The sequence below is a fragment of the Pseudoalteromonas sp. Z9A4 genome (genome assembly GCF_011378845.1).
GTDB lineage: Bacteria > Pseudomonadota > Gammaproteobacteria > Enterobacterales > Alteromonadaceae > Pseudoalteromonas > Pseudoalteromonas arctica.
Genome location: NZ_WTLA01000006.1, coordinates 77,497 through 101,303, shown reverse-complemented (window position 1 = coordinate 101,303; position 23,807 = coordinate 77,497). Strand labels below are relative to the sequence as shown.

General features: G+C 38.4%; 23 protein-coding genes and 1 pseudogene. 12 read left to right on the top strand and 12 right to left on the bottom strand.

Going from position 1 to position 23,807, the window contains the following annotated elements; genetic code table 11:
- Positions 1 to 168: 168 nt before the first annotated feature.
- The 5 genes from GQR54_RS06890 to GQR54_RS06870 all read left to right on the top strand — a co-directional run bounded on the left by GQR54_RS06890 (position 169) and on the right by GQR54_RS06870 (position 4,926).
- Complete coding sequence (locus tag GQR54_RS06890; RefSeq protein ID WP_007586620.1) at positions 169 to 951, top strand: MipA/OmpV family protein; 783 nt, start codon at positions 169 to 171, stop codon at positions 949 to 951.
- A complete protein-coding gene (locus tag GQR54_RS06885; RefSeq protein WP_007586617.1) occupies positions 941 to 1,324 on the top strand; it encodes a DUF3019 domain-containing protein in 384 nt (127 codons plus the stop codon). Before GQR54_RS06890 ends, GQR54_RS06885 begins: the two co-directional genes overlap by 11 nt.
- Before the next feature lie 25 nt (positions 1,325 to 1,349).
- On the top strand, positions 1,350 to 2,054 hold the full coding sequence (locus tag GQR54_RS06880) for a response regulator transcription factor (protein ID WP_166376954.1): 705 nt from the start codon (positions 1,350 to 1,352) through the stop codon (positions 2,052 to 2,054).
- Positions 2,055 to 2,073: 19 nt separating this feature from the next.
- Positions 2,074 to 3,366: an ATP-binding protein gene (locus GQR54_RS06875; protein WP_166376953.1), complete on the top strand. Its 1,293-nt coding sequence runs from the start codon at positions 2,074 to 2,076 to the stop codon at positions 3,364 to 3,366.
- Positions 3,367 to 3,570: 204 nt separating this feature from the next.
- Entirely contained in the window at positions 3,571 to 4,926 is a 1,356-nt protein-coding gene (locus GQR54_RS06870; RefSeq protein ID WP_007586611.1) for a sodium-dependent transporter, read from the top strand.
- A gap of 79 nt (positions 4,927 to 5,005) precedes the next feature.
- Here GQR54_RS06870 and GQR54_RS06865 read toward each other — a convergent pair whose 3' ends face one another.
- Both GQR54_RS06865 and GQR54_RS06860 read right to left on the bottom strand, forming a co-directional pair.
- Positions 5,006 to 5,455: a GNAT family N-acetyltransferase gene (locus tag GQR54_RS06865; RefSeq protein WP_007586610.1), complete on the bottom strand. Its 450-nt coding sequence runs from the start codon at positions 5,453 to 5,455 to the stop codon at positions 5,006 to 5,008.
- Positions 5,456 to 5,529: 74 nt separating this feature from the next.
- Positions 5,530 to 6,273 carry a sporulation protein gene (locus GQR54_RS06860; RefSeq protein WP_007586609.1) on the bottom strand — a complete coding sequence of 248 codons (744 nt, stop codon included), beginning with the start codon at positions 6,271 to 6,273 and terminating at the stop codon, positions 5,530 to 5,532.
- A 265-nt stretch (positions 6,274 to 6,538) separates the two neighbouring features.
- Between GQR54_RS06860 and GQR54_RS06855 the strand changes: the two genes are divergently transcribed.
- Both GQR54_RS06855 and GQR54_RS06850 read left to right on the top strand, forming a co-directional pair.
- Positions 6,539 to 8,113 carry a cation:proton antiporter family protein gene (locus GQR54_RS06855; protein ID WP_007586608.1) on the top strand — a complete coding sequence of 525 codons (1,575 nt, stop codon included), beginning with the start codon at positions 6,539 to 6,541 and terminating at the stop codon, positions 8,111 to 8,113.
- Positions 8,114 to 8,460: 347 nt separating this feature from the next.
- Complete coding sequence (locus tag GQR54_RS06850; RefSeq protein WP_007586607.1) at positions 8,461 to 8,685, top strand: DUF3820 family protein; 225 nt, start codon at positions 8,461 to 8,463, stop codon at positions 8,683 to 8,685.
- An 88-nt stretch (positions 8,686 to 8,773) separates the two neighbouring features.
- Here the strand turns inward: GQR54_RS06850 and GQR54_RS06845 are convergent, their stop codons facing one another.
- From GQR54_RS06845 to ilvY, 6 genes and pseudogenes are all read right to left on the bottom strand, one after another.
- Positions 8,774 to 10,021 (bottom strand): ATP-binding protein, encoded by a 1,248-nt coding sequence (locus GQR54_RS06845; RefSeq protein WP_024608150.1) that lies wholly within the window; start codon positions 10,019 to 10,021, stop codon positions 8,774 to 8,776.
- Positions 10,022 to 10,046: 25 nt separating this feature from the next.
- Positions 10,047 to 10,739: a response regulator gene (locus GQR54_RS06840; protein ID WP_007584133.1), complete on the bottom strand. Its 693-nt coding sequence runs from the start codon at positions 10,737 to 10,739 to the stop codon at positions 10,047 to 10,049.
- Positions 10,740 to 10,753: 14 nt separating this feature from the next.
- Entirely contained in the window at positions 10,754 to 11,134 is a 381-nt protein-coding gene (locus tag GQR54_RS06835; protein WP_024594036.1) for a DUF3019 domain-containing protein, read from the bottom strand.
- 1 nt (position 11,135) lies between these two features.
- Positions 11,136 to 11,948, bottom strand: a complete 813-nt coding sequence (locus GQR54_RS06830) for a MipA/OmpV family protein (RefSeq protein WP_166376952.1) — start codon at positions 11,946 to 11,948, stop codon at positions 11,136 to 11,138.
- A 447-nt stretch (positions 11,949 to 12,395) separates the two neighbouring features.
- Positions 12,396 to 12,539: pseudogene (locus GQR54_RS19565) on the bottom strand (GGDEF domain-containing protein); the annotation flags it as partial.
- Positions 12,540 to 12,696: 157 nt separating this feature from the next.
- On the bottom strand, positions 12,697 to 13,602 hold the full coding sequence (ilvY, locus tag GQR54_RS06820) for an HTH-type transcriptional activator IlvY (protein WP_166376951.1): 906 nt from the start codon (positions 13,600 to 13,602) through the stop codon (positions 12,697 to 12,699).
- A gap of 138 nt (positions 13,603 to 13,740) precedes the next feature.
- On the opposite strand from ilvY, the gene ilvC reads away from it, so the two are divergent.
- Together ilvC and GQR54_RS06810 are read left to right on the top strand one after the other, a co-directional pair.
- Positions 13,741 to 15,213 (top strand): ketol-acid reductoisomerase, encoded by a 1,473-nt coding sequence (gene ilvC, locus GQR54_RS06815; RefSeq protein ID WP_166376950.1) that lies wholly within the window; start codon positions 13,741 to 13,743, stop codon positions 15,211 to 15,213.
- Positions 15,214 to 15,403: 190 nt separating this feature from the next.
- Positions 15,404 to 17,323, top strand: coding sequence for a methyl-accepting chemotaxis protein (locus GQR54_RS06810; protein WP_166376949.1), 1,920 nt, complete (start codon positions 15,404 to 15,406; stop codon positions 17,321 to 17,323).
- Positions 17,324 to 17,411: 88 nt separating this feature from the next.
- Here the strand turns inward: GQR54_RS06810 and GQR54_RS06805 are convergent, their stop codons facing one another.
- The gene (locus GQR54_RS06805) at positions 17,412 to 17,741 is read right to left on the bottom strand and encodes a GIY-YIG nuclease family protein (protein ID WP_166376948.1); all 330 of its coding nucleotides are present in this window, start codon (positions 17,739 to 17,741) and stop codon (positions 17,412 to 17,414) included.
- 107 nt (positions 17,742 to 17,848) lie between these two features.
- Here GQR54_RS06805 and bamE point away from each other — a divergent pair, with 107 nt between their 5' ends.
- Positions 17,849 to 18,208 carry an outer membrane protein assembly factor BamE gene (bamE, locus tag GQR54_RS06800; RefSeq protein WP_166376947.1) on the top strand — a complete coding sequence of 120 codons (360 nt, stop codon included), beginning with the start codon at positions 17,849 to 17,851 and terminating at the stop codon, positions 18,206 to 18,208.
- Positions 18,209 to 18,341: 133 nt separating this feature from the next.
- Here the strand turns inward: bamE and GQR54_RS06795 are convergent, their stop codons facing one another.
- Positions 18,342 to 18,665: an RnfH family protein gene (locus GQR54_RS06795; protein WP_007584122.1), complete on the bottom strand. Its 324-nt coding sequence runs from the start codon at positions 18,663 to 18,665 to the stop codon at positions 18,342 to 18,344.
- A complete protein-coding gene (locus GQR54_RS06790) occupies positions 18,662 to 19,102 on the bottom strand; it encodes a type II toxin-antitoxin system RatA family toxin (RefSeq protein WP_166376946.1) in 441 nt (146 codons plus the stop codon). Before GQR54_RS06790 ends, GQR54_RS06795 begins: the two co-directional genes overlap by 4 nt.
- Before the next feature lie 146 nt (positions 19,103 to 19,248).
- Here GQR54_RS06790 and smpB point away from each other — a divergent pair, with 146 nt between their 5' ends.
- Complete coding sequence (gene smpB / locus GQR54_RS06785; protein WP_007584119.1) at positions 19,249 to 19,728, top strand: SsrA-binding protein SmpB; 480 nt, start codon at positions 19,249 to 19,251, stop codon at positions 19,726 to 19,728.
- A 586-nt stretch (positions 19,729 to 20,314) separates the two neighbouring features.
- A complete protein-coding gene (locus tag GQR54_RS06780; protein WP_166376945.1) occupies positions 20,315 to 22,906 on the top strand; it encodes a TonB-dependent receptor in 2,592 nt (863 codons plus the stop codon).
- Between the two features lie 59 nt (positions 22,907 to 22,965).
- Here GQR54_RS06780 and GQR54_RS06775 read toward each other — a convergent pair whose 3' ends face one another.
- A complete protein-coding gene (locus tag GQR54_RS06775) occupies positions 22,966 to 23,571 on the bottom strand; it encodes a peroxiredoxin C (RefSeq protein ID WP_007378637.1) in 606 nt (201 codons plus the stop codon).
- Positions 23,572 to 23,807: the final 236 nt, after the last annotated feature.

The following is a 23,807-nucleotide window of genomic DNA, read 5'->3' as shown; positions in this document are numbered from 1 at the left end:
CAGACCTAACACTTACTACATTTTTTTACAGATTAAAGGAACGAATTAACAATATACTACGCTTAATAACAAATAATAATTAGGCCCTAAGGGATGAGAAACGCTTTGCTTAACCATACTTTACTGAGCATAACACTGCTTTTTTGCTGCATTTTTAGCACGTCGAGTATGGCAAGTAACCGCTATTATGCAGATAATACGTTAGAGCCAACCCAAGGCTTTGCGTGGGATTGGAGTGCTGGTGCGGGCTTTTATATTGAAGATTCTTACCTTGTCGGCATTGAGTCTTACGATAAAGGCGTTGAGCTCGACTTAAGTCTTGCTGTTTCCTACGATAAATTTTACCTTGATTTCGATCACAATCAACTCAGTGGCGGCCTTGTAATAGGCTACAGTCTTATAGATAAATTTGATTGGGGCCTAGATATATTAGGCACAAATACTCAAGCTGGATTTGACGAAAAAGGCCTCGGATTCTATAACCATGGTGTTATAAAAGAACTCCAAGGTATAAAAAAACGTAATTACGACTTTGACGTCGGCCTTCGACTTTCTCGTCGATTTGAAAATTCTCAATTCTCTTTTGAATACCTTCATGATGTATCTGGCGCGCACAATGGCTGGGTTATAAACAGCTTTTTTAGTCACATTTTACCATGGCGAAACTGGGAGTTTAGATCTGGTGTTGGTTTAAGCGCCTACTCTGCTGACTTTACCAATTATTACTTTGGTATTGATAGCGATGAAGCCACCAGCCTTCGCCCGGTTTATAGCAGCAATGCCAGTACTAGTATTATTTTTGAGTTCCATGCTGAGTACCCAATAAGCCAAGATTGGGTGTTTTTATCCGGCTGGCTTACCACATGGTTTTCAAAAGAGATTGACGACAGTCCAATTATTTCCCAAGGATATCAACACAAAGCCAAGGTAGGCCTACGTTATGTATTTTAGATGGATCTGTGTATTACTGATCTTCCCCAGTACTTTTACTGTTAAAGCGCAGGAACCTCCTGAAGCACTTATAGCAGTTCCAGACACCTGCGTTGCATTGCGCGAAGGGCGAAATTGCTATGCTGACGTTACGCTAACGTGGGAGCAACCTATCATTGGTAATTACTGCCTACGTGACGCCACCTCAAAGTACATAATGCAATGTTGGCTCAAGCAACAGAGCGGTACTTTTAATTATGCATTTGATTCACAGCAAAGTATTTCATTTGAACTATTTGACAGCAATACCTCTAAAATAATTAGTATTGCCGAAGTAAAGCTTCAATGGGTATATCAAAACAGGCAAAAAAAGCGCCGCTGGCGACTATTTTAATACCAATCGCATTAAGGATATTTTCATGGATAACTATGGCACTATTTTACTCGTTGAAGACGATGTATCACTTGCTCAATGGGTTGCTGAATATTTAACAGAGCAAGGCTACACAACGCATGTTTGTCACAGAGGTGACGAAGTAATTAGCCAAGTCAAAACGTTAAATCCAAATATCGTGCTCCTTGATATTATGCTTCCAGGGCAAGATGGTATAAGCGTGTGTAGAGAACTTCGTAGTTTTTATAATTCGCCCATCATAATGCTCACCGCACGCGATGAAGAAATGGATGAGGTCATTGGTCTAGAAGTAGGTGCAAGCGACTACATAATGAAACCTGTACGCCCTCGTGCATTGCTAGCGCGTATAAAAGCAGCCCTTCGCCAAAAAAATGAGCCAAATACCCCACACGTTAACGAGAGTGTTATTAATGTTGGTGCGCTTAGTATTGATACCGAATCTAGAAATGTAAAACTCAACAAGCAAGACGTAAACATATCAAGTGCTGAGTATTTACTGCTTCATTACCTTGCGAGCAATGCAGGCCAAGTGGTCTCGCGTGACGCTGTATTTAAAGCAACCAAAGGCAGAGAATACGATGGGCTTGATAGAAGTGTTGATGTACTTATTTCTGCACTTCGTAAAAAGTTTAATGATGATCCACAAAACCCTGAAAAAATTAAAACTATTTGGGGCCGTGGATATTTACTTGTTTCTACTGCGTGGTAATAAAGTGATGAATAAATAAATGAAAAAGTTTTATATATCGCTTCTAGGCAGTGCACTTTTATCTATTGTGGTATTGGGCTGGCTTATTGATGCTTTTAGTCAACAAGCGCATACCCCACAGGATGAATTTAGTCAGCAAAGTAAAATGATCATGGGTTTTAGCAAGCAGTTAGCTAACATACCCACATCTGAGCGCAGCGATTATGTAAAACAACTGGCGCTAGAGTTTGATGTTTTAATTGATTACAAACCTAATGAATCACTTGCTTTACCGCCTTCTTTATTATTACAAATGCACACGCCGGGTGGGCTGATTTTAGAAGATCAGCAAGGCTTTTATATGCTTTATAGCAGCGCTGTTTTAAATCCTTTTCACTTATCAATGCGTTTAGATAAAATTTTTGATAGCGAGCAACATAATGACATTATATTAACCTTGCTCTTTTACGCAGGCTTATGTGTATTTATGGGGTTTATTATTGCGCCCTTAGCTAAACGATTAACCGTGTTAAATGAAGCCGCTAAAAAGTTTGCCTCTGGTAATGTTCAAGCCCGAATAAAAGTATCGCATTTTACTTACATAAAAGACGTAGAGCTTACCTTTAACCGCATGGCCAGCCAAATAGAGAAGCTTGTCGCCGAAAACAAGCTAATGGCCTCAAGTTTATCTCATGATATACGCACCCCTATCGCGTGCCTGCGATTTGGTTTAGATGCGGCATTAGATAGCCATGATGAGCAAAAAGTAAAACAGTATTTAACCCGTATGGAAAATGATTTAGACCATATGGAATCGATGCTTAGTAGCTATTTAGCATTTGCTACTTTAGAGCAAAATGCTAATAAGCTGACCTATTCATCAACAAACATTAAGTTCTACCTTGAAGATATTTTAGTGCAACTTACACCTAAGCTTGAAATGCAAATGCTCAACGTACAGCTCAATAGTACCGATAAAATAATAAATGCAGATCTTCACTGGCTTGCTCGCGCAATTACTAATTTATTAACTAACGCATGTGATTTTGCAAGCCAACATATTTACTTAAGCGCAAAGTTACACGAGCAACAGCTTATAATAACGGTAGAAGATGACGGCCCGGGTATCGCTCGAGAAAATTTTAGTAATGTATTTAGCCCATTTTTTAGGGAAGAAGATCACCGTAACAGAGCTGATAAAAGTTACGGCCTTGGTCTAGCTATTGTTGAAAAAGTAGCCGACTGGCATCATGGCAGTGTTAAAGTAAGTAAAAGTACCCAGCTAGGTGGTGCGTGTTTTACTCTCACTATTGCACAGCATCATAATTCGTAAAGCAATAGTTGCAGACTGTAATTAACAATTATTAAACAAAATCAACTCGTTATTTTAAACGACTCGATAACAACAATTAAAATCGATGGTTATAACACACACTTTACTTATTAAATTGTGCTAGATCAGCAAATAAGCACTTTTTATTTTTTAACATTTCCAGTAGATTGTCACCGCCGTCACACAATAGAGAAGTACAATAATATGAGCGCAGTTAGAGGCGAGTTCAGCTCTCGCTTTGGTTTTATTATGGCCGCCGCGGGTTCTGCCGTTGGTTTGGGCAATATTTGGGGATTCCCTACACAAACAGCAAGTAATGGCGGTGCTGCATTTTTAGTCGCATATTTAGTGCTTGCGTTCTTTTTAGCCTACCCCGCTTTAATGGCTGAACTTATGATTGGTCGTCATGGCCAAGCAAATGCGGTTTCATCACTTCAAAAAATATCTAATAAGCCATGGCAAAAACACTTTGCCTTTATTGTTGGTTTTGGCGGTATTTTATGTGCTGGCTTTATATTAAGTTTTTACGCCATTGTTGCCGGTTGGATGCTCAGCGCTACAGCTGAACCCATAGCTACTCTTGTCGGTGCCGACACAGCATCGACATGGTTAAGTGAGCAATCACTTACCCGGAACATCATATTCACTCTCGTCTTTATCGTACTAACTGTCGCTATTATTAGTAGAGGCGTTGAGAACGGTATTGAAAAATGGTCAAAACGTTTAATGCCCGCTCTTTTGGGGATTTTATTTGCACTTATTGCTTATGTAATGACCCAAGATGGCGCAATGGAGGGTTTAAAGGCTTACTTAGTTCCTGATTTTTCGTCTATTTTTGACGCAAAACTATTAGTTAGCGCACTAGGACAAGCTTTTTTCTCTTTATCGCTAGGTACTAGCGTAATGATTATTTACGGCTCGTACATTAGCAAAAAAGAAAATCTTGTTTCTTTAGGTGCCTATGTAACCCTTATTGATGTATTTATAGCCTTTGTAGCGGGTTTACTGATTATTCCGGCTATGTATGTAGCGCAAGCTCAAGGCGTTGAAATATTCTCGGCCTCAACAGGTAAATTACTCTCTGAAGATACGTTAGTGTTTCAAGTACTCCCTGCTTTATTTGATGGAATGGGCGAAGTTGGCTTATTTGTGGGCTTTTCATTTTTTGCGTTAATGAGTATTGCCGCTTTAACGTCATCTATTTCAATGTTAGAGGCACCAGTATCATACACTGTAGAACGCTTTGGGATGAAACGCGTTCAGGCAACCTGGTTGATTGGAGCTTTAATTGCTATCGTTAGCATTATAATTGTGTGTAACCTTAGCAGCTTATTTGGCTTAGTGATTACTTTAACTACAAAAGTAGCTCAACCTTTGCTTGGCCTGATGTGTTGTATATTTGTAGGCTGGATTTGGTACAGAAGCTCATTACTTAAAGCAATTAAAGAAGGTAATCCTGAGGTCCATAACACATTGTTTTGGAAAATATGGCCTTGGTATACCAAGTTTGTGTGTCCACTTGCTATTGGTATGGTGTTTTTACACTCACTCTTGAGCTAAATAATACCTTAACCTTAAAATAGTCTTAAATTAAAATAGCCCACATTAGTGGGCTTTTTTATAGCTGCTTAAATTGGATTTATTTAGTGAGTTTTAAAATCATATCTTGATGAGGTATACCGTCTTCTAAATATTCACTTTTATAATCCTCAAAGCCAAAAGAGCGGTAGAAATCAAGCAAGTAAGTTTGTGCACCTATATAAATATCTCGCTCAGGCCATTGTGCTTTGCAGCAGTCTATAGCTTTAGTAATAAGTAAAGTAGCATACCCATTACCACGCGCTCCTTCACTCACTAGCACGCGACCTATTGCGCTGTATTGCTCACTTTTGTCATAACAACGCGCATAAGTTTGTAGTTGCTCATTATCCAATGTATATAAATGCTGTGTATTTAAAGCAATATCTACATCATCAAGTTCAGGGTAAGGACATTTTTGCTCTACAACAAACACATCAACCCGCCCACGCATAATAGTAAAAAGAGTCTGTGTATCAAGAGCGTCAAACTGCTCACATTTAAACTGCATATTAAATCCTATAAGCAAAAAACCCAGCTTAGGCTGGGTTTATTAAAATCACTCGCTAGCTTAGTTAGCTTATACTAAGTAAATAAGCGCTCTAGCTGATCACACAACTGCGATAGATTCACATGATCGTGCTCTATGGTCAAATCTACATAACCATCGCCTTTAAAGGCTCTGTCTAGCTCTATAAGCACATGTGTTTTATGTGCCTCTGGTACAAACGATAATTCAATCTCCTGAATGCCAAATAAGCTGCGGCTATTAGGTTTATACTCAAGTTCTTGATAACAGCCAGATAATGACTGAAAAGTTGAAGCCCGTAAGTGGCCTTTTTCTACGTCAGCTTTCATTAAACTAAAACCTAACTTTTCCATCGCTTGCATACACGTTTTAACCGCTTCATTAGGGTAAATGTGTAAATGATCTTTATCTGTTGGGTCAAGTGCTAAGTCTATATCTAGGCCTGTTTCTAGCCATACATGTGATTGATTATAACCTGCATTAATTTCTGTAATAGGTGTTTCAGAATGAAGACGTGCTTCAAAAGGGATGTTTTTAACTTCGCCTGGCTCAATTGTACCAATATCTGTAATTCGCCATTGCTCAATTACATGATTAGTAAAATAATCACCATCATCACCCGCAACTTTAACACGAGTCATTAATAATAAATCTAAGCCTGCGATATCTTGGCTAACATCCCCTGCTGTGATAACTATTTGTGCGTTAAAAAGTTGACCTGGTTGTAGGTGTTCAGTTTCTAAAATAGTGTCTACTTTTGCAGCACCAATACCTACCGACGCTAAAATCTTTTTAAACATATCTCTCTCCTTAAGCTGAGCTGCTCTATTATTTGCTCTGGCTTAAACTTCTTCGTTATCGCATCTTAACCATATTTAAAAGCTAATGTCAGTGAAAAAATGTTATTTACATACTATTTACGATTAAATAAGTGTTTAATGCGCATTTTTCATACGCAGCAAGGCAAGTAATTGATTAGACGCGTTCATTTTTAGGTCTATTATATTTTCAATGGCATAAATTTTTCGTTACACTGCAACACCAAATGAAGTGATATTAAGAATTATGGAACTAATCTATTTTGCTGCCGCGTTTGTTTGTGGTTTTGCCGTTTATCAATTAAAACTACCTCCTCTTATTGGATTTTTATTAGCAGGCTTTGCTTTAAATTTATCGGGATATAAAAGTACAGAGTTGCTCGATACAATTGCAGCCCTTGGCGTAACCCTTCTTCTTTTTAGTATTGGCTTGAAACTTAAAGTTAACAGTTTGATTAAACCTCAAGTTTGGGCACCTGCAACATTGCATATCATTTTTAGCAGTGCGTTATTTAGTGGTTTTATGCTGTTACTTGGCGTATTCGCTATTCCACTATTTGTTGATTTAAGTTGGCAAAGTGCTTTATTGGTTGGATTTGCACTGAGTTTTTCGAGCACTGTATTTGCAGTAAAAGTACTTGAAGAGCGCGGAGAAATGGCAAGCCTACACGGCAAAATAGCCATTGGTATATTAGTAATGCAAGATATCTTTGCTGTTATCTTTTTAGCTATTAGTACCGGTAAAGTCCCAAATTTATGGGCAATTGCACTAATAATTGCTTTGCCTTTATTACGACCTGTAATGTATGGCGTGTTGAACCGATCTAAACATGGTGAACTATTACCATTGTTTGGTTTTTTCTTTGCTCTAGTTGCTGGTTATCATGCATTTGAATTTGCAGGTCTAAAAGGCGATTTAGGTGCATTAATAATAGGAATGATGTTTGCCCCTCACAAAAAGGCAGGCGAGCTATCAAAATCCCTGCTTAATTTAAAGGACATATTGCTAGTTGGCTTCTTCTTAAGTATTGGTTTGAGCGCAGAGCTAACCACTAACTCCTTGATTGTTGCTATTATACTTATTTTAGTATTACCCGTTAAAATAGCGCTTTATTATGTGTTCACTAATATATTTAAACTACGCGCGCGTACATCATTACTTACTGCTTTTAGCTTATCTAACTACAGTGAGTTTGGTTTAATTGTATGTGCAGTGGCTGCAACTACAGGCATGATCACCTCTGAATGGCTAGCTGTAATGGCAATTGCTGTTTCTATTACCTTTATAATTGCCTCCCCATTAAATAAACGTTCAAACGAGTTGTACGTCAAAATTGAGCACTGGTTATTAAAGTTCGAAAGCAAAACTCGTTTAGCTGAAGAGCTACCTGTTAACCTTAACGATACTAGAATAGTCATTTTTGGTATGGGACGGATTGGTACTGGTGCTTATGAGACTATCAACGCGACTCACCCAAATGTTGTTGCAGGTATAGATATAAAACCTGAGGTGGTAGATAAGCACGTTAACAGAGGCCGCAACGTCTTAATTGCTGATGCAACCGACCCTGACTTTTGGCAACGAGTAAATCACTCGCAAGTAGAAATGGTTATGCTTGCGATGCCAAAACACATGCAAAATATTTTTGCCTTAGAGCAACTACAAGCCTCCGGTTATAAAGGTCAAGTAACAGCTATTGCAAACTACCCTGATCAACAAAAAGAACTAGAAGAAATGGGTGTTCATTCTACTTATAACTTTTACCTAGAAGCCGGTAGTGGTTTTGCAGAGCACGTTAAACAAGAACTATTTAACGAATAATTACTTTTTATGACGTCTATAATATAACAAGGCCTTAATCAGTTAAGGCTTTGTTATTAGTTTTTAAATAAAAAGCAATTCTATTTACATTCCTTTACAAGCCAATTCACCACAACAATGAAAAACAGGTAGACTAACTGTGTTGGTTAAATAAGAACCCATGTTCTAATAATAACTTAATTAGATCCCAGCTAATTAAAGTTCAACTAGGTTTATATCAACATAAAATTATTAAATCAGAGGGCCTACTCCCTCGCAAAATAGGCTGTTTCTTGCCCGTCACAGCCTATTTTATATCTCTAAAATCCCTTACACTTACGCATACTTTAAATACATAAGTAGTTTTTATGGATCCAAAACAACTAAAAATAGCTATTAATACCATAATGCCGTTTGGAAAATATGCAGGACGGCCATTGCTTTTACTGCCAGAGCCTTATTTAGTCTGGTTTAATCAGCAAGGGTTTCCTGACTCAAAACTAGGGAGTCAACTTGCGATGATGTATGAGGTAAAACTAAATGGCCTTGAGCAAATGTTAATGCCATTACTTGAAAAAAATAAAAATAGTTGAGAACTTTTTTAAGTACTTGCGGTCTATTATATTGCTACTTGTTGATTTTGGTTTTTAACCGCAAAAAAAGCGCCTCTAGGCGCTTTTTTTATGTCTTTAATTTGAGGGGTAAATATACAATAAATTTAGCACCACCTAAGCTTGAGTTTTCTGCTTTACACTCTCCTTGGTGCCACGATACAATTTTAGCAACTATAGCGAGTCCTAAACCAAAACCACCGGTATCCTTGCCTCTACTTTTATCTAGTCGAGTAAAAGGTTTAAATACATTTTCTCGCTCAGCGGGAGCTATCCCCTCACCATCATCTTCAACAATCAATACGATGTGTTTTGTCTCTTGTAGCAATGAAATTTTAACTTGTTTATGAGTGTATTTGAGCGCATTGCCAATTAAATTTTGAAATACTCGCGCCATAAAGTGACTATCACAGTAATAATTTAAATGCTCAGGGAGGTTTACAGAGAGCGTTGTTCGGGCTTCAAAGTTTAGCTTTTCAACAGTTGTTTTTACCAGCCCAGCTAAGTCACAGTTTATTGGCTGTAAACTAGGTTGTTGAGAGTCTAATCGCGCGTATTCAAGCATTTCAGAAACTAGTGACTCAAGCTCGCTAATGTCTGTTTGCATATTTGTTAGGTATTTCTCACCTTTTTCGTCAAGCATTTGTTCTTGCAGCATTACTATTGCAAACTTTAAACGTGCTAGTGGTGTTCTAAACTCATGCGACACCGATGAGGTAAGTTCTTGCTGCGCACTAAGTAAAAACTCAATACGTTGCTGCATTACCTTTAATGTATCAGTAATAGGTAAAAAGAAAGACTTAGAAGAGTCGTTTAGTTGAAAGTCTTGCAAACCCTCTACCGCTTCACACGCTTTACGTAGCTTTGCAAAGTCGCGCCATAGTAAAAAGCTCCACAGCCCAACAGGTATACCTACAATAATAAGTAGTAATAAATACGGCCAAACAGAAGATGATTCCTGCGTTAATACACCTACCGGTCCTACTTGAAGTAATGAATCATTACCGAGATCTACATACCAAACAATGCGTTGTTGCTTATCGTATAAGTATAAGTAGTGGTTTTGGTTGAGCTGCGATTGTTGTTTTTGAGGGAGTATTAAATCACGTCGTTCAATCACTTTACTTTCAAAGTTGTGCTTTAACTTTTTAAGACCATTTGAAGTTTGTGAGAGCAACCAGAGTGATTGCCCAAACTCATCATCTAAGAAGACCTGCTGTTGCGACTCTTCGTAAGGCCACAATTGCTCTATAACACCGCTCACTACAAACAAAGAAACGATGATATATAAATATAAGCTGGTAAACAGTTTTCCCATTAAAGCCGACTAACCTTAAATAGTTCTAAAGATCCCATGCATCAGAAACAAATAAGTAGCCTTGTCCCCATACAGTTTTTATACGATATGGCTTATCGCTGTTGTCGCCTAATTTTTTACGAATTCGTGATACGCGTACATCCACAGTTCTATCAAGTCCATCGTATTGGCGGCCAATCATATGCTGGTGCACATGTTCTCGACTTAGTACTTCACCCGCATTTGACGCTAATAGCCATAATAACTCAAACTCGTGCGAAGTTAATACAATCTCCGAATCACTTAGTTTTACAATACGACTTGTTTTATCAATGACTAAATCACCAAACTGGAGCTCTTCGCTTGATTTTACCATGGGTTGTCCACGACGCAGTAATGCATTAATTCGCGCTAGTAATACACGTGGCTCTGCTGGTTTTATTACATAATCATCAGCGCCAAGCTCTAAGCCAAGTACTTGGTCGAAGTCTTCACCTTTAGCAGTCAACATTAAAATTGGTAGAGTAAATTTATCTCTTACTTGGCGGCAAACGCTAAAGCCATCTTTACCTGGCAGCATAACGTCTAAAATCATTAAATCGGGTGTATTGTTTTCTAGGTAATTAAACACTTCGTCACCACGGTCTAATACTTCGACTTCAAGGCCATTATGTTCAAGGTAATCTTTTGTTAGTTGTTGTAAACCGAGATCATCTTCAACAAGTAAAATTTTTGGCATTAGTTGCTCCTAAATTAAAAAAAGCTCCACGGAGAGCGAAGCCTACGCCTATTTTTTTTAGCATGGGCGCTTTGTACTTCAACCTGTGTTTTTGCTATTAACACACCCGTATGAGGATTGATTAAGGAGTATATGGTCTCCACCTGAACACGCGCTTTATAATTAAATTGCCCAGAAAGTTGTTGCTCCCAGCATTGAAGCCGTTGCTCTTGCTGATACAAACAGACATCACTGTAGGTGTTTAATTGCCATTTAAATTGTAAATCAAGATCGCAAAAACCCTGCTGTTCAGAGACAACGCAGACTTTTGGAGAAACGCTAAAAAAAGGGGTTTGTGCCACACTAAAACCACTAAAAAAAGTGGTAATAAAGACAACTAATATTGAATACTTCATATTAAAAAGTACGATCGAATCCTATAAATGCAGTCATTGAATAAGTACGTTCAAAGAGCGGACTGCCATCCATAGCCGAATAGTCGTAATATGCTACATGAAAACGAAGAGAGTCAGCCTTACTCAGTGGCCAACGGGCGTCGATTTTAGCATAAGGTTGCCAACTACTACCAACGTCTATTTTGCCAAATTGAGTTTCACCCTCATTAAGTCCATAAAAATAGCTATTTAGTTCCGCAGATTTATAGTTTATTCCAAGTGTTGGCTTTATTTTGAGCTTTCCTAGCACAGTATGATACTGCCACTGTAATGCTGCGCGTACACCTCGATAAACATCGGTTATATCATGCAGAGCCTGAACCGAAAAAACATGGTCTTCATTTACATAGTGATATGCAATACCCGCATCCAGTGCAATTTGCCGTTTATGTAAATTATCAATATTAACATAGCGAGAGGACGAGGCTTCATCTTGCATTACGAACTGATTGTTGAGGGCACTACTTTGTAGTGTAAATACATTTTTAGGGTGCCAGTCTATAAAAAAGCGAGACTCAGAGTTGAGTTCACCAACTAGATTAAAGTGATGCTTAGGGGTTTGCAAAAATGAATAACCAAGATGGCCATTATCAAAAAACCATTGCTCTGCATAAAACGCAACTTGAGGAATAAGCACGAGCGGAATATTATCTCCACCATGCAAAGGGTTGGTTATAACTCCAGCCCCCACGCTTAAACTCAAATGCAGACGATCGGTTGTTATATCTTGCTCTGTATAATCGTCAGCATGCTTGCTTGCCTGTGTTGCTTGCACCGAAAGGCAAACAAACAAAGTGCTAAAACATAGAGCTGTTAATAATGAGAAGGCATACCGCATCAGCGTAAATCAAAGTATCAAAATAAGTGAGTTCCCCATACTAGCAAGGTCTTTTTAAACTAGCTCTAGCTGGTTACAATTATTCACAATTTGTATACAAAAATGTTAACTTTATGCTTTTCGGACTATTTATCTTTCAAGGTAGTTGTGTCTAAGGACTATATTTTGAGTTGCTTGTGTAATTTTTGACTAATAGTACTTTAAGATACTTTGAAAATGAGGCACTACGTAGCAAATGCAATTATTCAAATAAAAAATTACTAAGAGCTAACTCGCTACAGCTCTATTGGGTTTTACCTGCTTGTTTACCAAAACTGAAGTTGGATTAAATCGCCCTAAATTGAGCGGCTTTAACCCAAATAAATCAGAAACCTCTGGCACTTATTAAATATCAGGGGTTATTTCTATACGATTTCGTCCATGTGTTTTGGCAATGTATAAGGCTCTATCTGCACGTTCAACTAAAACAGAACTATTTGTAAATGGCCGTAAAATTGCTGTACTAAAACTTGCAGAAATAGCACGTTTTGCAGCATCACTTTACTTTTTAAAAATCGCCTTTTTTAATCATTGGGTAGAATGAGCAACTAATTTGGCGTGGTTCGTAAATACATTTTCAAGCGTAATTTTTTTATTATTAACCCACACTCGACTATTCAACTAACTTGTTTGTCCTCTATACACATTAAATCGCTTTGGCATCTAAAGTTTGCGCAATATTCCACAAAGCACTGATTGCAGGGTCATTTAACTCTTTCCTTAATACTGCCAAACCAATATCAAACCCATCAGGTGCTTGCATTTTTGGTGTTAGTATTTGTACTTTATCTTGCAGCGGGCTGTTATCTAGTACTATTTTAGGGACCATTGCGACACCTAACCCTAAGCTCACCATAGATACCATTGCTTCGTGCCCAGCAACTTGTGCGTAAATTTTCCCGTGAATATTATTTTTGCGCCACCAGTGTTCTAACCTTTGGCGAGAAAAACCTTGTTCTGGCACAATAAATTCTAAATCAGACCAATTAATGTCATCACTATTTTGTGTTAGTTTTTGTGTGATCGGGCATTGAATTTTTGGTCCAATTAATAAAAGTGGAGAGTGCCCTATATCTACAAAAGCAATTTGCGCCGGTAACTTATTTGGCTTAGCTGCAATAGCCATTAATTCATGCCCATCTAACACACGGTTTATAGCAAGTGCAGGGTCGCCTGTATTTAATGTTATTTCTATATACTGATGCTGCGCACGAAGTTGCTCTAATATTTGATGTAAAAAACTATAAGATGCAGTAACCGAGCAATAGATACTTACTTTGCCGTAAATATGTTGTTGTGGGTCTTTTACATCCGTTTTAAAACGCTGCCAATTAGCAAGCGTTGCTGTGGCGTAATCAATAAACGACTCACCTTCACGCGTTAATTTAACACTGCGGTTATCGCGTACAAATAATGCAACACCTACCTCTTCTTCCAAGTGTTTTATATTGCGGCTCAAAGTGGGTGCGCTTATGTGGCAAAGTTCGCTTGCGCGCCCAAAGTGGAGCGTTTTAGCCAGCGCTAAAAAGTAGTTCAAATGTTTATGATCCATGCCAAACCCAGTGTTTCATATTATGAAACACTTTAATTCAAATATATCATTTTACGCAAGCAACGATTTTACATATGGTGTTTGTAAGCGCAATAAACTTTGCGCATCTAACAAACATGACTTTATAGGACACTAACAATGGCGAATTATTTCAATACCTTACCTTTACGCGAGCAACTAGCGCAATTAGCGCAATGTGAATTTATGGACGCAGGCGAATTTGCCGATGGCGTTGACGCACTTAAAGGCAAAAAACTAGTTATTGTAGGCTGTGGTGCACAAGGTTTAAACCAAGGCTTAAACTTACGTGACTCTGGTTTAGATGTTTCTTACACATTACGCGCATCAGCTATTTCTGAGCGTCGCCAATCATTTTTAAATGCATCTGAAAACGGTTTTACTGTTGGTACTTATGAAGAATTAATTCCTACAGCTGACGTAGTACTTAACTTAACGCCAGATAAACAACATACCGCTGTAGTAAGTGTAATTATGCCACTTATGAAAAAAGACTCTACCCTTGCTTACTCTCATGGCTTTAATATTGTTGAAGAAGGCATGCAAGTACGTGAAGACATTACTGTAATCATGGTTGCACCTAAGTGTCCTGGTTCTGAAGTACGTGAAGAATACAAACGCGGTTTTGGTGTGCCAACTCTGATCGCAGTTCATCCAGAAAATGACCCTCAAGGTCTTGGTTTAGCACAAGCTAAAGCGTATGCAGCGGGTACGGGCGGACATCGCGCAGGTGTACTTAAATCATCATTTATTGCTGAGGTTAAGTCTGACCTAATGGGCGAACAAACCATTTTATGTGGCATGTTACAAACTGGCTCTATTTTATGTTTTGATAAAATGGTAGAAAAAGGCGTTGATGCGGGTTATGCATCAAAACTAATTCAATACGGCTGGGAAGTAATTACCGAAGCACTTAAGTACGGTGGCGTTACTAACATGCTTGACCGCCTTTCAAACCCTGCAAAAGTAAAAGCGTTTGAACTAAGTGAAGAACTAAAACTAATTATGCGTCCGCTTTATAATAAGCACCAAGATGACATCATCGACGGCACCTTCTCACGCACCATGATGGAAGACTGGAATAACGATGATGTAAACTTACTTAAATGGCGCGGCGAAACAGCAGAAACTAACTTTGAAAAGACTCCTGCTGGCGATGTAGAAATTTCAGAACAAGAATTTTTTGATAACGGTATTTTAATGGTAGCAATGGTTAAGGCAGGTGTTGAACTTGCATTTGAAACCATGACAGCAGCCGGCATTATTGAAGAGTCGGCCTACTACGAGTCATTACACGAAACGCCATTAATCGCCAATACTATTGCGCGTAAAAAGCTTTTCGAAATGAACCGTACTATCTCTGATACTGCAGAATACGGCTGTTATTTATATAACCATGCATGTTTACCATTACTTGCTGATTTTATGAAAAACGTTGATACCGACATTATTGGTAAAGGCCTTGGCGAGCACAGCAACCAAGTTGATAACCAAACATTAATTCAAATTAATGCTGCACTGCGTGAACACCCTGTTGAAAAAGTAGGTGCAAAATTACGTGGTTACATGTCAGCAATGAAAAAAATTGTTTAATTGTAAATAATAAAAATTCGCTTGTTAGAAACCAAGCCCATATGTTTAACATATGGGCTTTTTTATACACATTCATAAAGCTTTAATGGTACTACGCTACCCTCAATTTATTTCTTGTAAGCAGTATTTAGCTCAAAATAAATAATGTGTTAATATAGCCCTCTACTCAGTTGTAAAATTAATTAATATCATGACGATACAAAACCTTTCTATTACTCAAAAAATCACAGCTTTAGGCAGTGTTATTGCTATATGTGTAGCCGCACTGATTGGTTTGACTTCCCTACACAGCTCAAAGGATATTATTGAGCGACGTATGATTGAGTCAGAGTTACCTAGCAAACTTCAAACAATCAGTAACCATGTAGGCGGTGAAATCAACGAGTTACTCGGTGCTGCTCAGCAACTATCATCAAACGAATTTGTTTTACAATGGGCTCAATCAAACAATCAAGATGACACCTTTTTATTGAAAGAATTAAATCGCGTGGCTCAGCAATACGATTTAGCCACCGCATCTTGGGCAAATAGAGAAACTGCACAGTATTGGAACCAAAATGGTTTTTTGCGTGTGTTAAAAAACGATGCAGCCGATGGCTGGTTCTTTGCTTTTAAGCAATCAAAACAGCCTTACTCTATCAGTATTTATCAAGAGTCAGCCAATGATGTGAAAATGTTTGTAAATCATCAGCAGGCTAATGGCACTGGTTTAGCGGGTCTTGCAAAAAGCATTACAGATATGCAAAAGCTGTTACAGCAATTTAAAATTGAGAAAACTGGCTTTGTATTTATTGCTGATAAAAGTGGATTAATTCAGCTCCATAAAGATGCCAGTAAAGTAGCTAAAATAAATATTGATGATTTATATACTGCAAACATTCACAGCCAACTATTTAATAGTAATGGCTTTGCACTAGAAGAAATTGACTTAAATGGGGAACCCACTCTTGTCGCTGCGACCCCAGTTAAAAACACCGATTTATATGTTGTAGCTCAAGTACCAAAAAGTGAAGTTTTCGCAAGTGTAAATACCCTTCAATGGCAAATTTTTACTTTTACAGTAATTACAGCATTAGTTGCTAGCTTGATTAGTTACTTACTTGCTCGTTCACTCTCATCTCCACTTTCTAAAATGGCTCAGTTGTTTTCACGCTTAGGTTCTGGCGATGCAAACTTAGCGTATCGTTTACCAGAATCAAGCCAGCCAGAGCTTAATAATCTAAGTGATGGCTTTAACCAGTTTATTAATAAAATAGAAACAGCGATTACTCAGGTTGCCAGCGAAAGCCGCGGTATTCGCCAAAGCTCCGATCATGTATTTGAACAAGCAAAACGAAACTCTCAAGCAATAGACAATCAAAAAGAACAAACAATATCTGTCGCAGCAGCAATCAACGAAATGGGCGCTACTGTGCAAGAGATAGCGCAAAGTGCTGCAAATACAGCTAAGTTAACCAATAGTAGCCGTGGAAGCACTATTCAAAGCCACAAACAGGTACTCCAAAGCCAAGCAACTATATCAGCTCTTGCCAGCGATATTGATGGCATAACAGAGCAAGTTACTTTGCTTTCTAAAAAAACTGTAGATATAGCAAGTATTGTTGACTCAATTAGAGGGATTTCGGAGCAAACTAATCTACTTGCTTTAAATGCGGCTATTGAATCTGCTCGCGCAGGCGAACACGGACGCGGTTTTGCTGTTGTTGCTGATGAAGTACGTGCACTGGCAAACCGTACATCGCAATCAACCACCGAAATTCAATCTATGATTGAAGAGCTTACGAGAATATCTGATGATGTAGTTAACGATATTAGTCAATCGAAAGATAAAGCTCAGCAAAGCGTTGGTGCTATGCAGAACTCGGTAGAATTACTTGATGAAATAACCGAAACTGCAAATCAAATAAACGATATGGCAACGCTTATAGCGACAGCAACGGAGCAACAAAGTAATGTGGTTGCCGATGTAAGTCGTAATATTGAGCAAATAAGCGAAATTAGCGATAAAGCAATGAGTGAACAAATCGATACAGAGCAAGCCATTCGCGACTTAGCAAACAGCGCACAAACACTTGATGCACTTGTAGCTACCTTTGAAAAGCACCGCTAAGCAGCTATAACATTACACGCCTGCTATGAGCAAAAACTATATTCGAAGATAGTTTTTGCTCATAGCTAATATGCTTAATTTATACAAACTAAGTGCTTTTGCTATCGCCGGTATTAAATGCTGAAACGTACGCTTCCTTTTTGGCTCTAGGGAGCTTTTTTAATTGATACTCAAGCTTACTTGCTTCACTTTTATTGCCCACTTGCTGATGGTGGATAAGTAAAAGAGGCCCTTTCCCTCTAAGGTTTTTAGCCCCTTTGCCAGCTTGATGAGTTGCAAAACGCTTTTCAACATTAGTGGTGATCCCTGTGTACCAATGACCAAATCGTGTTTCAACTATATATAAAAACCAAATAGACTCAGTTTTTAAAATATTCGTTTCAATATGCTGTAAACTTTTTTCATTATTAGTGGTCAAAACATTACCTTAACGCCCTTAACATAAAACAATTGCTTAAAAGGGTTTTACCTTCAGTGACTAATCGGTATCATGCAGATTATAAAAAATAAGGATCACAACTAACAATGCAGTCGTTAAAAACTTTTTCTCTTTGGCTTATCGTTGCTTTAACACTTAGCTCAGCAGCAGGTTGCTCTAGTTGGGTATACCGAATTAACATCCCACAAGGCAACTTTTTAGAGCAATCGGATATTGAAAAACTTCGTGTAAATATGACCCGAGAGCAAGTTGTTTATGTATTAGGTAGACCTATTGCCGAGGACGCCTTTGATAACAATACTTGGCGCTATGTTTACAGCTTTAATAAAGGCCGTAAAAACGAGCAACATAAAGAGCTGGTGATTAACTTTGAAAATGAAAAGTTAGTTTCAATCTCAGGTGATTATGACCAGCCTGAAAACTTTACTACACCGCTCGAGCAATAAACTTCTCAGGTAGTAAAAAAGGTGAGCATGACTCACCTTTTTTACTGGTTTACTTAAAAATCGTATACCATTTTAAACGACGTTAGCGTGTTATTTAATCTGTTAAATTGTTCGAGATTTATATCGATTGGCATTATTTCTCAAGTGGGCGACCACCCGTTATTTTATTAGCACGCCCCTCTTCTTTGGCTTTTTCTGCACGTTTTCTGCGAGCATCTTTAGGATCTGCAATTAATGGACGGTATATTTCTATACGGTCACCGTCTTTTAATTCATAGTTAGCTTTTACAGTTCGATTCCACACGCCTAATGTTAGCGATGTGGCATCTATTTCTGGGCACTTTTCTATAATACCCGACTGAATAACAGCTTGCTCGACTGTAGTCCCTTGCGGCACTTCAATTGATAAACACGTGGCCGTGGTCGGTAATGCAAAGACCACCTCAACATTAATCATACTCGCGCTCCATAAACCTGTTTTGCACGTTGAGTAAATGCACTCACCATATTTTTTGCTACATCGTTAAAAATCTTCCCAAAGGCAAGCTCTATTAACTTACTTGAAAATTCAAACTCTAGCTGCAAATGAACCTTACATGCTTTGGCGTCAAGCTCTTGAAAATGCCAGCGCCCTTTTAACGTTTTAAACGGACCATCAACAAGGCGCAGTAACACGGTTTGTTCATCAACAAAGGTGTTTTCGGTGGTAAACCACTTTTTTATACCCGCCTTAGATATTTCTAAACTCGCGGTCATGTTATTATCGTGCTGTGAAACAATTTTTGAGTCTGAGCAATTTGGTAAAAACTGTGAATAAGCTTCTACATCATTAACTAGATCAAACATCTCTTTAGTGCTGTACATAACCAGCGCACTTTTTTCTATTTGTGGCATACTCACTCCCAACTGTGTGGGCGAATTTTAGCAAGCTTTGCGCGTTTCCCCAAATTTTCATGCTGCTTAAATTAAAGCTTAATTTTAAAAGCATTATTAAAAAAATCGATGTAAAACATCTCACATTACGTATATTATAGGGCACTATGGCTAAGAAAAATTCATCAAAATCGACAAGTAATACCATCGCGCTAAACAAAAAAGCGCGACATGAGTATTTTTTACACGATAAGTTTGAAGCGGGTGTTGAACTACAAGGCTGGGAAGTTAAAAGTATCCGAGCTGGTAAGGTGAACATCACTGAAACTTATATTCATCTTAAAAATGGCGAAGCATTTTTACTTGGCAGTCAAATTCAGCCACTTATAAGTGCATCGACCCATGTAATTTGCGACCCGCTACGTTATCGTAAATTGCTATTAAGCAGACGCGAACTTGACCGTTTATTCGGTGCAACAGAACGCGATGGCTATTCTTTAATAGCCACAGCTATGTACTGGAAAAACTGCTGGGTAAAACTTGAGTTTCATTTGGCAAAAGGTAAGAAATTACACGACAAACGCGAAGACGGTAAAGATAAAGACTGGTCGCGTGAAAAAGAACGCTTAATGAAGCATAAAGCATAAATAAAAACGCCTAATTTATTAGGCGTTTTTAATTTCACCTATATAAAAATTCAAATAATAGCAATTCGCTTAATTAAGTAATCTACTTTGAAATAAGAAAATCGTGTCGATAACAAGACAAAACTAGTTATTTAGCCATTCTCAGCAATTGCTCCTGCATTATCCTACCTCCTGTATCTATGCAGTCGTAAATCAGAAAATTTTCAACGCCTTTAGCATTAGCTTTAATCCCTCAAATTGTTTAAGTATTATTGCGAATTGGTATTCATAATTAAATAAATTAAAAGCAGAAAAACAAACATAATTTTTTAATTTATAGAAATAAATTATTACAAATTATTTTAATCATTAGCTATTCCACACATGGCTTCATCTAGCTATATAACAATTATTAACCCTATGTCCTATTCACGCTTAGTTTCGCCTAGAAAACAAAGTATAAATAAGGTCATAAAACCCACAAAAAAGCATTAAAACCAATACTTAAATCATAAAACAAGTCAATTGCTAACACTTAAGTTACATGATATTAATGCATGCGCTTGTTAAGCAAATAAATTCATAATATATCAACAAGGACTTAAGGATGAAGCAATTAACTGCATTTACACCGAGTATTATTGTGGGCGCAACACTCGCATTATCAGCAGGTTTTACAACTACAACTTACGCAGCTGAAGAAGCTAAAAAAGTAGAGCGAATTCAGGTTACTGGTTCTCGTATTAAGCGAACCGATATTGAAGGGCCTTCTCCGGTGCAATCAATCGGTAGAGCTGAAATCGAAAACATGGGTTACGATAATTTACAGCAACTTCTAGAAAGAATGCCTGTAGCAGGTAGCGGTACTTTCTCTACTCGTGGTAACAACCAAGATTCAACCGCTAACGGTTCAGCTGCAGTAAGCTTACGTGGCTTAGGAGCCGATGCAACACTGGTACTAATTAATGGTCGCCGTGTATCAATTAGTGCCTTTGCTGAAGGTATCACCAACTCATTTGTAGATATTAACAGTATTCCTGTTTCTGCTATTGAACGTATCGATATACTAAAAGATGGCGCTTCAGCTATCTATGGCTCTGATGCAGTAGCGGGTGTAGTTAACGTTATCTTAAAGAAAGATATTGATGGTGTTGAGATTAACCTAGGCTATGGCGGTACAGATGGTCCAAATTATGAAGAAACAACAGCAAGCATAGTTTGGGGTACTACAAGCGAAAAAAGTAGTGCGTCAGTTATCATTGATTACTTTAAAAACACCTCTCTTTCTTCTGATGAAATGGGTAGCCTTGGTACTGCAAACCAAGCTCCTTATGGTGGTGAGGATTTCCGTTCATCTCGAGGTTTCCCAGGCTACTTTATCGTCGATGACGTTAAAACAATCGACCCTGCCTGTCCTGTTGAAAATGCAACTTCAAGTGGTAGCTGTTTATTTGATTACGGCCCATATGGATATGTTGCCCCAGCATCTGAGCGTGTAGGCGCTATTTCACAATTTGAATACCGCTTTGATAACGGTATTACTGGCTTTTTAGAAATGGCTGTTCAGCATAACAGTTCTGTCGCTGCAGGTGCACCAACACCACTTGACGAAGATGCAGGCCTGACGGTACCCGCTAATCATCCAAACAATCCATTTGGTGAAGACATTCAAATTGGTCGTTACCGTACAGTAGATGCAGGCGCTCGACAATGGGACATTGAGTCAGACACCTTACGCTTTGTTGCTGGGTTAAAAGGCGAAATAAACGATTGGAGCTGGGAGACAGCGGTACAAAAAGGTCGCAGTAAATCACTACAAACAGGCGATCGTACACAAGGCTGGGTACGCACCGATTTCTTACAACAAGAAATTGATGCCGGTAACTATAATCCATTCGGTGGCACATATAACGACCCAGCTGTAATTGACAGAATCACAACCAGCTTAGTGCGTCGCGGTGAGTCTCATATGACCTCTTTTGACGCTAACATTACAGGTGAAGCGTTTAGTTTTGGTGGCGAAGCTGTAATGATGGCCGCCGGTATTGAGTACCGTGAAGAAGATGTAAATGATATCCCTGATGATCAATTTCAACGTGGCTTAATATTTGGTACTGAATCAGTATCAGCTTCTGCTGATCGTGAACAATACGCTGCATATGTTGAGTTCTCAATCCCACTTGCTGAAAACCTCGAACTACAATTAGCCGGTCGTTACGATGATTATAGCGACTTTGGTACAACTACAAATCCAAAAATAGCTCTGCGCTGGGCACCGACTGATGAAGTAACGGTTCGTGGTTCTTGGGCGCAAGGCTTTAGAGCGCCTTCATTAGCGCAAATAGGCTTAGGTCCATCACAAAAAAGCCAATTTTTTGTTGATACACAGCGCTGTGAACAAACAGGATTAGATTGCCAAGCACTTGATTACAATATTGAGTTCTCTGGTAACCCTGATTTACAAGCAGAAGAGTCAGAATCATGGAACGTGGGCGTTATCTGGGCACCTACAGCTGAGTTTGGTTTAAGTGTCGATGTATGGAGTATTACTCAAGATAACAAAATCGATGAAGAAGAATTTGGTCCTATTTATGCTGCAGAATGTGGTAACCAAAATAGTACCGTATGTGTTCGTTTAGCCCCTACAGGCGGTGCAAGCTTAGGCACAATACAAAAAATACACAGCACATTTAAAAATTTATCATCGCAAGAAGTGTCTGGTGTTGATGTTTCAGCAAACTATAACCACTCTCTTGATGACTTAGGTTTACTTAAATTTAATTTAGAGTGGGCATATCAAGATAAGTTTGAAAAAGATGGTCGTGATTACACGGGTGAATATGGCTACCCAGAGCATCGCTTTATTTTCTCAACCAACTGGGAAATTGGTGAGTTTAACACCAATGTAAATATCAGTTATGTAGGTGAATTTGAAGATACGCCTGATATCGACTTTGATGGCAATTTAGACTTTGATAGCAATACTTCACGTATGATTGACTCGCAAACGCTTGTTGATTTACAAACGTCGTACCGTATTACTGAGTCAGCTAAGATATCTTTAGGTGTTAATAACTTATTTGATGAAGAGCCACCATTTGCAATTGGTGATGGCGATGGCGATTTATACGGTTATGCATCAGCTGTGCATAATCCTCGTGGTCGCTACTTGTACACTAAAGTAAGCTTTTCTTTCTAAATAAAAGACACAAAAAAACCGCCAATTGGCGGTTTTTTTATTTAAAACTAGGGGCTAAATTATAGCTCGCCTTCGTTTTCAGATAAGAACTTAGCAACGCCTTCAGGGCTTGCGTCCATACCTTTTTTACCTTCAGTCCAACCAGCAGGACATACTTCACCGTGCTCAGTGTGGAACGCTAGCGCGTCAACCATGCGAAGCATTTCGTCGATGTTACGACCTAGTGGTAAATCGTTCACTACTTGGTGACGTACATTGCCTTCTTCGTCGATTAAGAATGAACCACGAAATGCAACACCCGCTTCTGGGTGCTCAACGTCATACGCTTTACAAATTTCGTGTTTAACATCTGCAACTAGTGCGTATTGAACTTTACCAATACCGCCGTCTGCAACAGCAGTGTTACGCCATGCGTTATGTGAGAATTGTGAATCGATAGAAACACCAATTACTTCTACGCCACGCTTTTGAAACTCTTCAAAACGCTTATCAAATGCAATAAGTTCAGAAGGACATACAAACGTGAAATCTAGTGGGTAAAAGAAGATAACTGCTTTTTTACCTTTAATTGTTTCATGAAGGTTATAGCTATCTACAATTTCACCGTTACCAAGAACAGCTGCAGCGGTAAAGTCTGGTGCCTGGCGGCCTACTAATACACCCATTTTATTCTCCAAATATTTTGAGTTTGTTTTCAATTGCTTTCGCAATGCTGGTACTTATATGGGCGCTAAAAATTAAAAACCAATAGCGCACACATATAATTAATTGGCATTCTAAAGTTATTCACTACAAAAGAACAATCGAAAATAACGAACACTTACAACTTGCACTAATCTGCTTGGATAATAGGTCTATTTTTAAGTGTGAATTGCGTTGTAATTAGATAGAAATTTTGACG

Bases quoted from the DNA above. Each gene is read 5' to 3' on its own strand.
- GQR54_RS06890 (WP_007586620.1), top strand. From the start codon at position 169: ATGGCAAGTAACCGCTATTATGCAGATAATACGTTAGAGCCAACCCAA.
- GQR54_RS06885 (WP_007586617.1), top strand. From the start codon at position 941: ATGTATTTTAGATGGATCTGTGTATTACTGATCTTCCCCAGTACTTTT.
- GQR54_RS06880 (WP_166376954.1), top strand. From the start codon at position 1,350: ATGGATAACTATGGCACTATTTTACTCGTTGAAGACGATGTATCACTT.
- GQR54_RS06875 (WP_166376953.1), top strand. From the start codon at position 2,074: ATGAAAAAGTTTTATATATCGCTTCTAGGCAGTGCACTTTTATCTATT.
- GQR54_RS06870 (WP_007586611.1), top strand. From the start codon at position 3,571: ATGAGCGCAGTTAGAGGCGAGTTCAGCTCTCGCTTTGGTTTTATTATG.
- GQR54_RS06865 (WP_007586610.1), bottom strand. From the start codon at position 5,455: ATGCAGTTTAAATGTGAGCAGTTTGACGCTCTTGATACACAGACTCTT.
- GQR54_RS06860 (WP_007586609.1), bottom strand. From the start codon at position 6,273: ATGTTTAAAAAGATTTTAGCGTCGGTAGGTATTGGTGCTGCAAAAGTA.
- GQR54_RS06855 (WP_007586608.1), top strand. From the start codon at position 6,539: ATGGAACTAATCTATTTTGCTGCCGCGTTTGTTTGTGGTTTTGCCGTT.
- GQR54_RS06850 (WP_007586607.1), top strand. From the start codon at position 8,461: ATGGATCCAAAACAACTAAAAATAGCTATTAATACCATAATGCCGTTT.
- GQR54_RS06845 (WP_024608150.1), bottom strand. From the start codon at position 10,021: ATGGGAAAACTGTTTACCAGCTTATATTTATATATCATCGTTTCTTTG.
- GQR54_RS06840 (WP_007584133.1), bottom strand. From the start codon at position 10,739: ATGCCAAAAATTTTACTTGTTGAAGATGATCTCGGTTTACAACAACTA.
- GQR54_RS06835 (WP_024594036.1), bottom strand. From the start codon at position 11,134: ATGAAGTATTCAATATTAGTTGTCTTTATTACCACTTTTTTTAGTGGT.
- ilvY (WP_166376951.1), bottom strand. From the start codon at position 13,602: ATGGATCATAAACATTTGAACTACTTTTTAGCGCTGGCTAAAACGCTC.
- ilvC (WP_166376950.1), top strand. From the start codon at position 13,741: ATGGCGAATTATTTCAATACCTTACCTTTACGCGAGCAACTAGCGCAA.
- GQR54_RS06810 (WP_166376949.1), top strand. From the start codon at position 15,404: ATGACGATACAAAACCTTTCTATTACTCAAAAAATCACAGCTTTAGGC.
- bamE (WP_166376947.1), top strand. From the start codon at position 17,849: ATGCAGTCGTTAAAAACTTTTTCTCTTTGGCTTATCGTTGCTTTAACA.
- GQR54_RS06795 (WP_007584122.1), bottom strand. From the start codon at position 18,665: ATGATTAATGTTGAGGTGGTCTTTGCATTACCGACCACGGCCACGTGT.
- GQR54_RS06790 (WP_166376946.1), bottom strand. From the start codon at position 19,102: ATGCCACAAATAGAAAAAAGTGCGCTGGTTATGTACAGCACTAAAGAG.
- smpB (WP_007584119.1), top strand. From the start codon at position 19,249: ATGGCTAAGAAAAATTCATCAAAATCGACAAGTAATACCATCGCGCTA.
- GQR54_RS06780 (WP_166376945.1), top strand. From the start codon at position 20,315: ATGAAGCAATTAACTGCATTTACACCGAGTATTATTGTGGGCGCAACA.
- GQR54_RS06775 (WP_007378637.1), bottom strand. From the start codon at position 23,571: ATGGGTGTATTAGTAGGCCGCCAGGCACCAGACTTTACCGCTGCAGCT.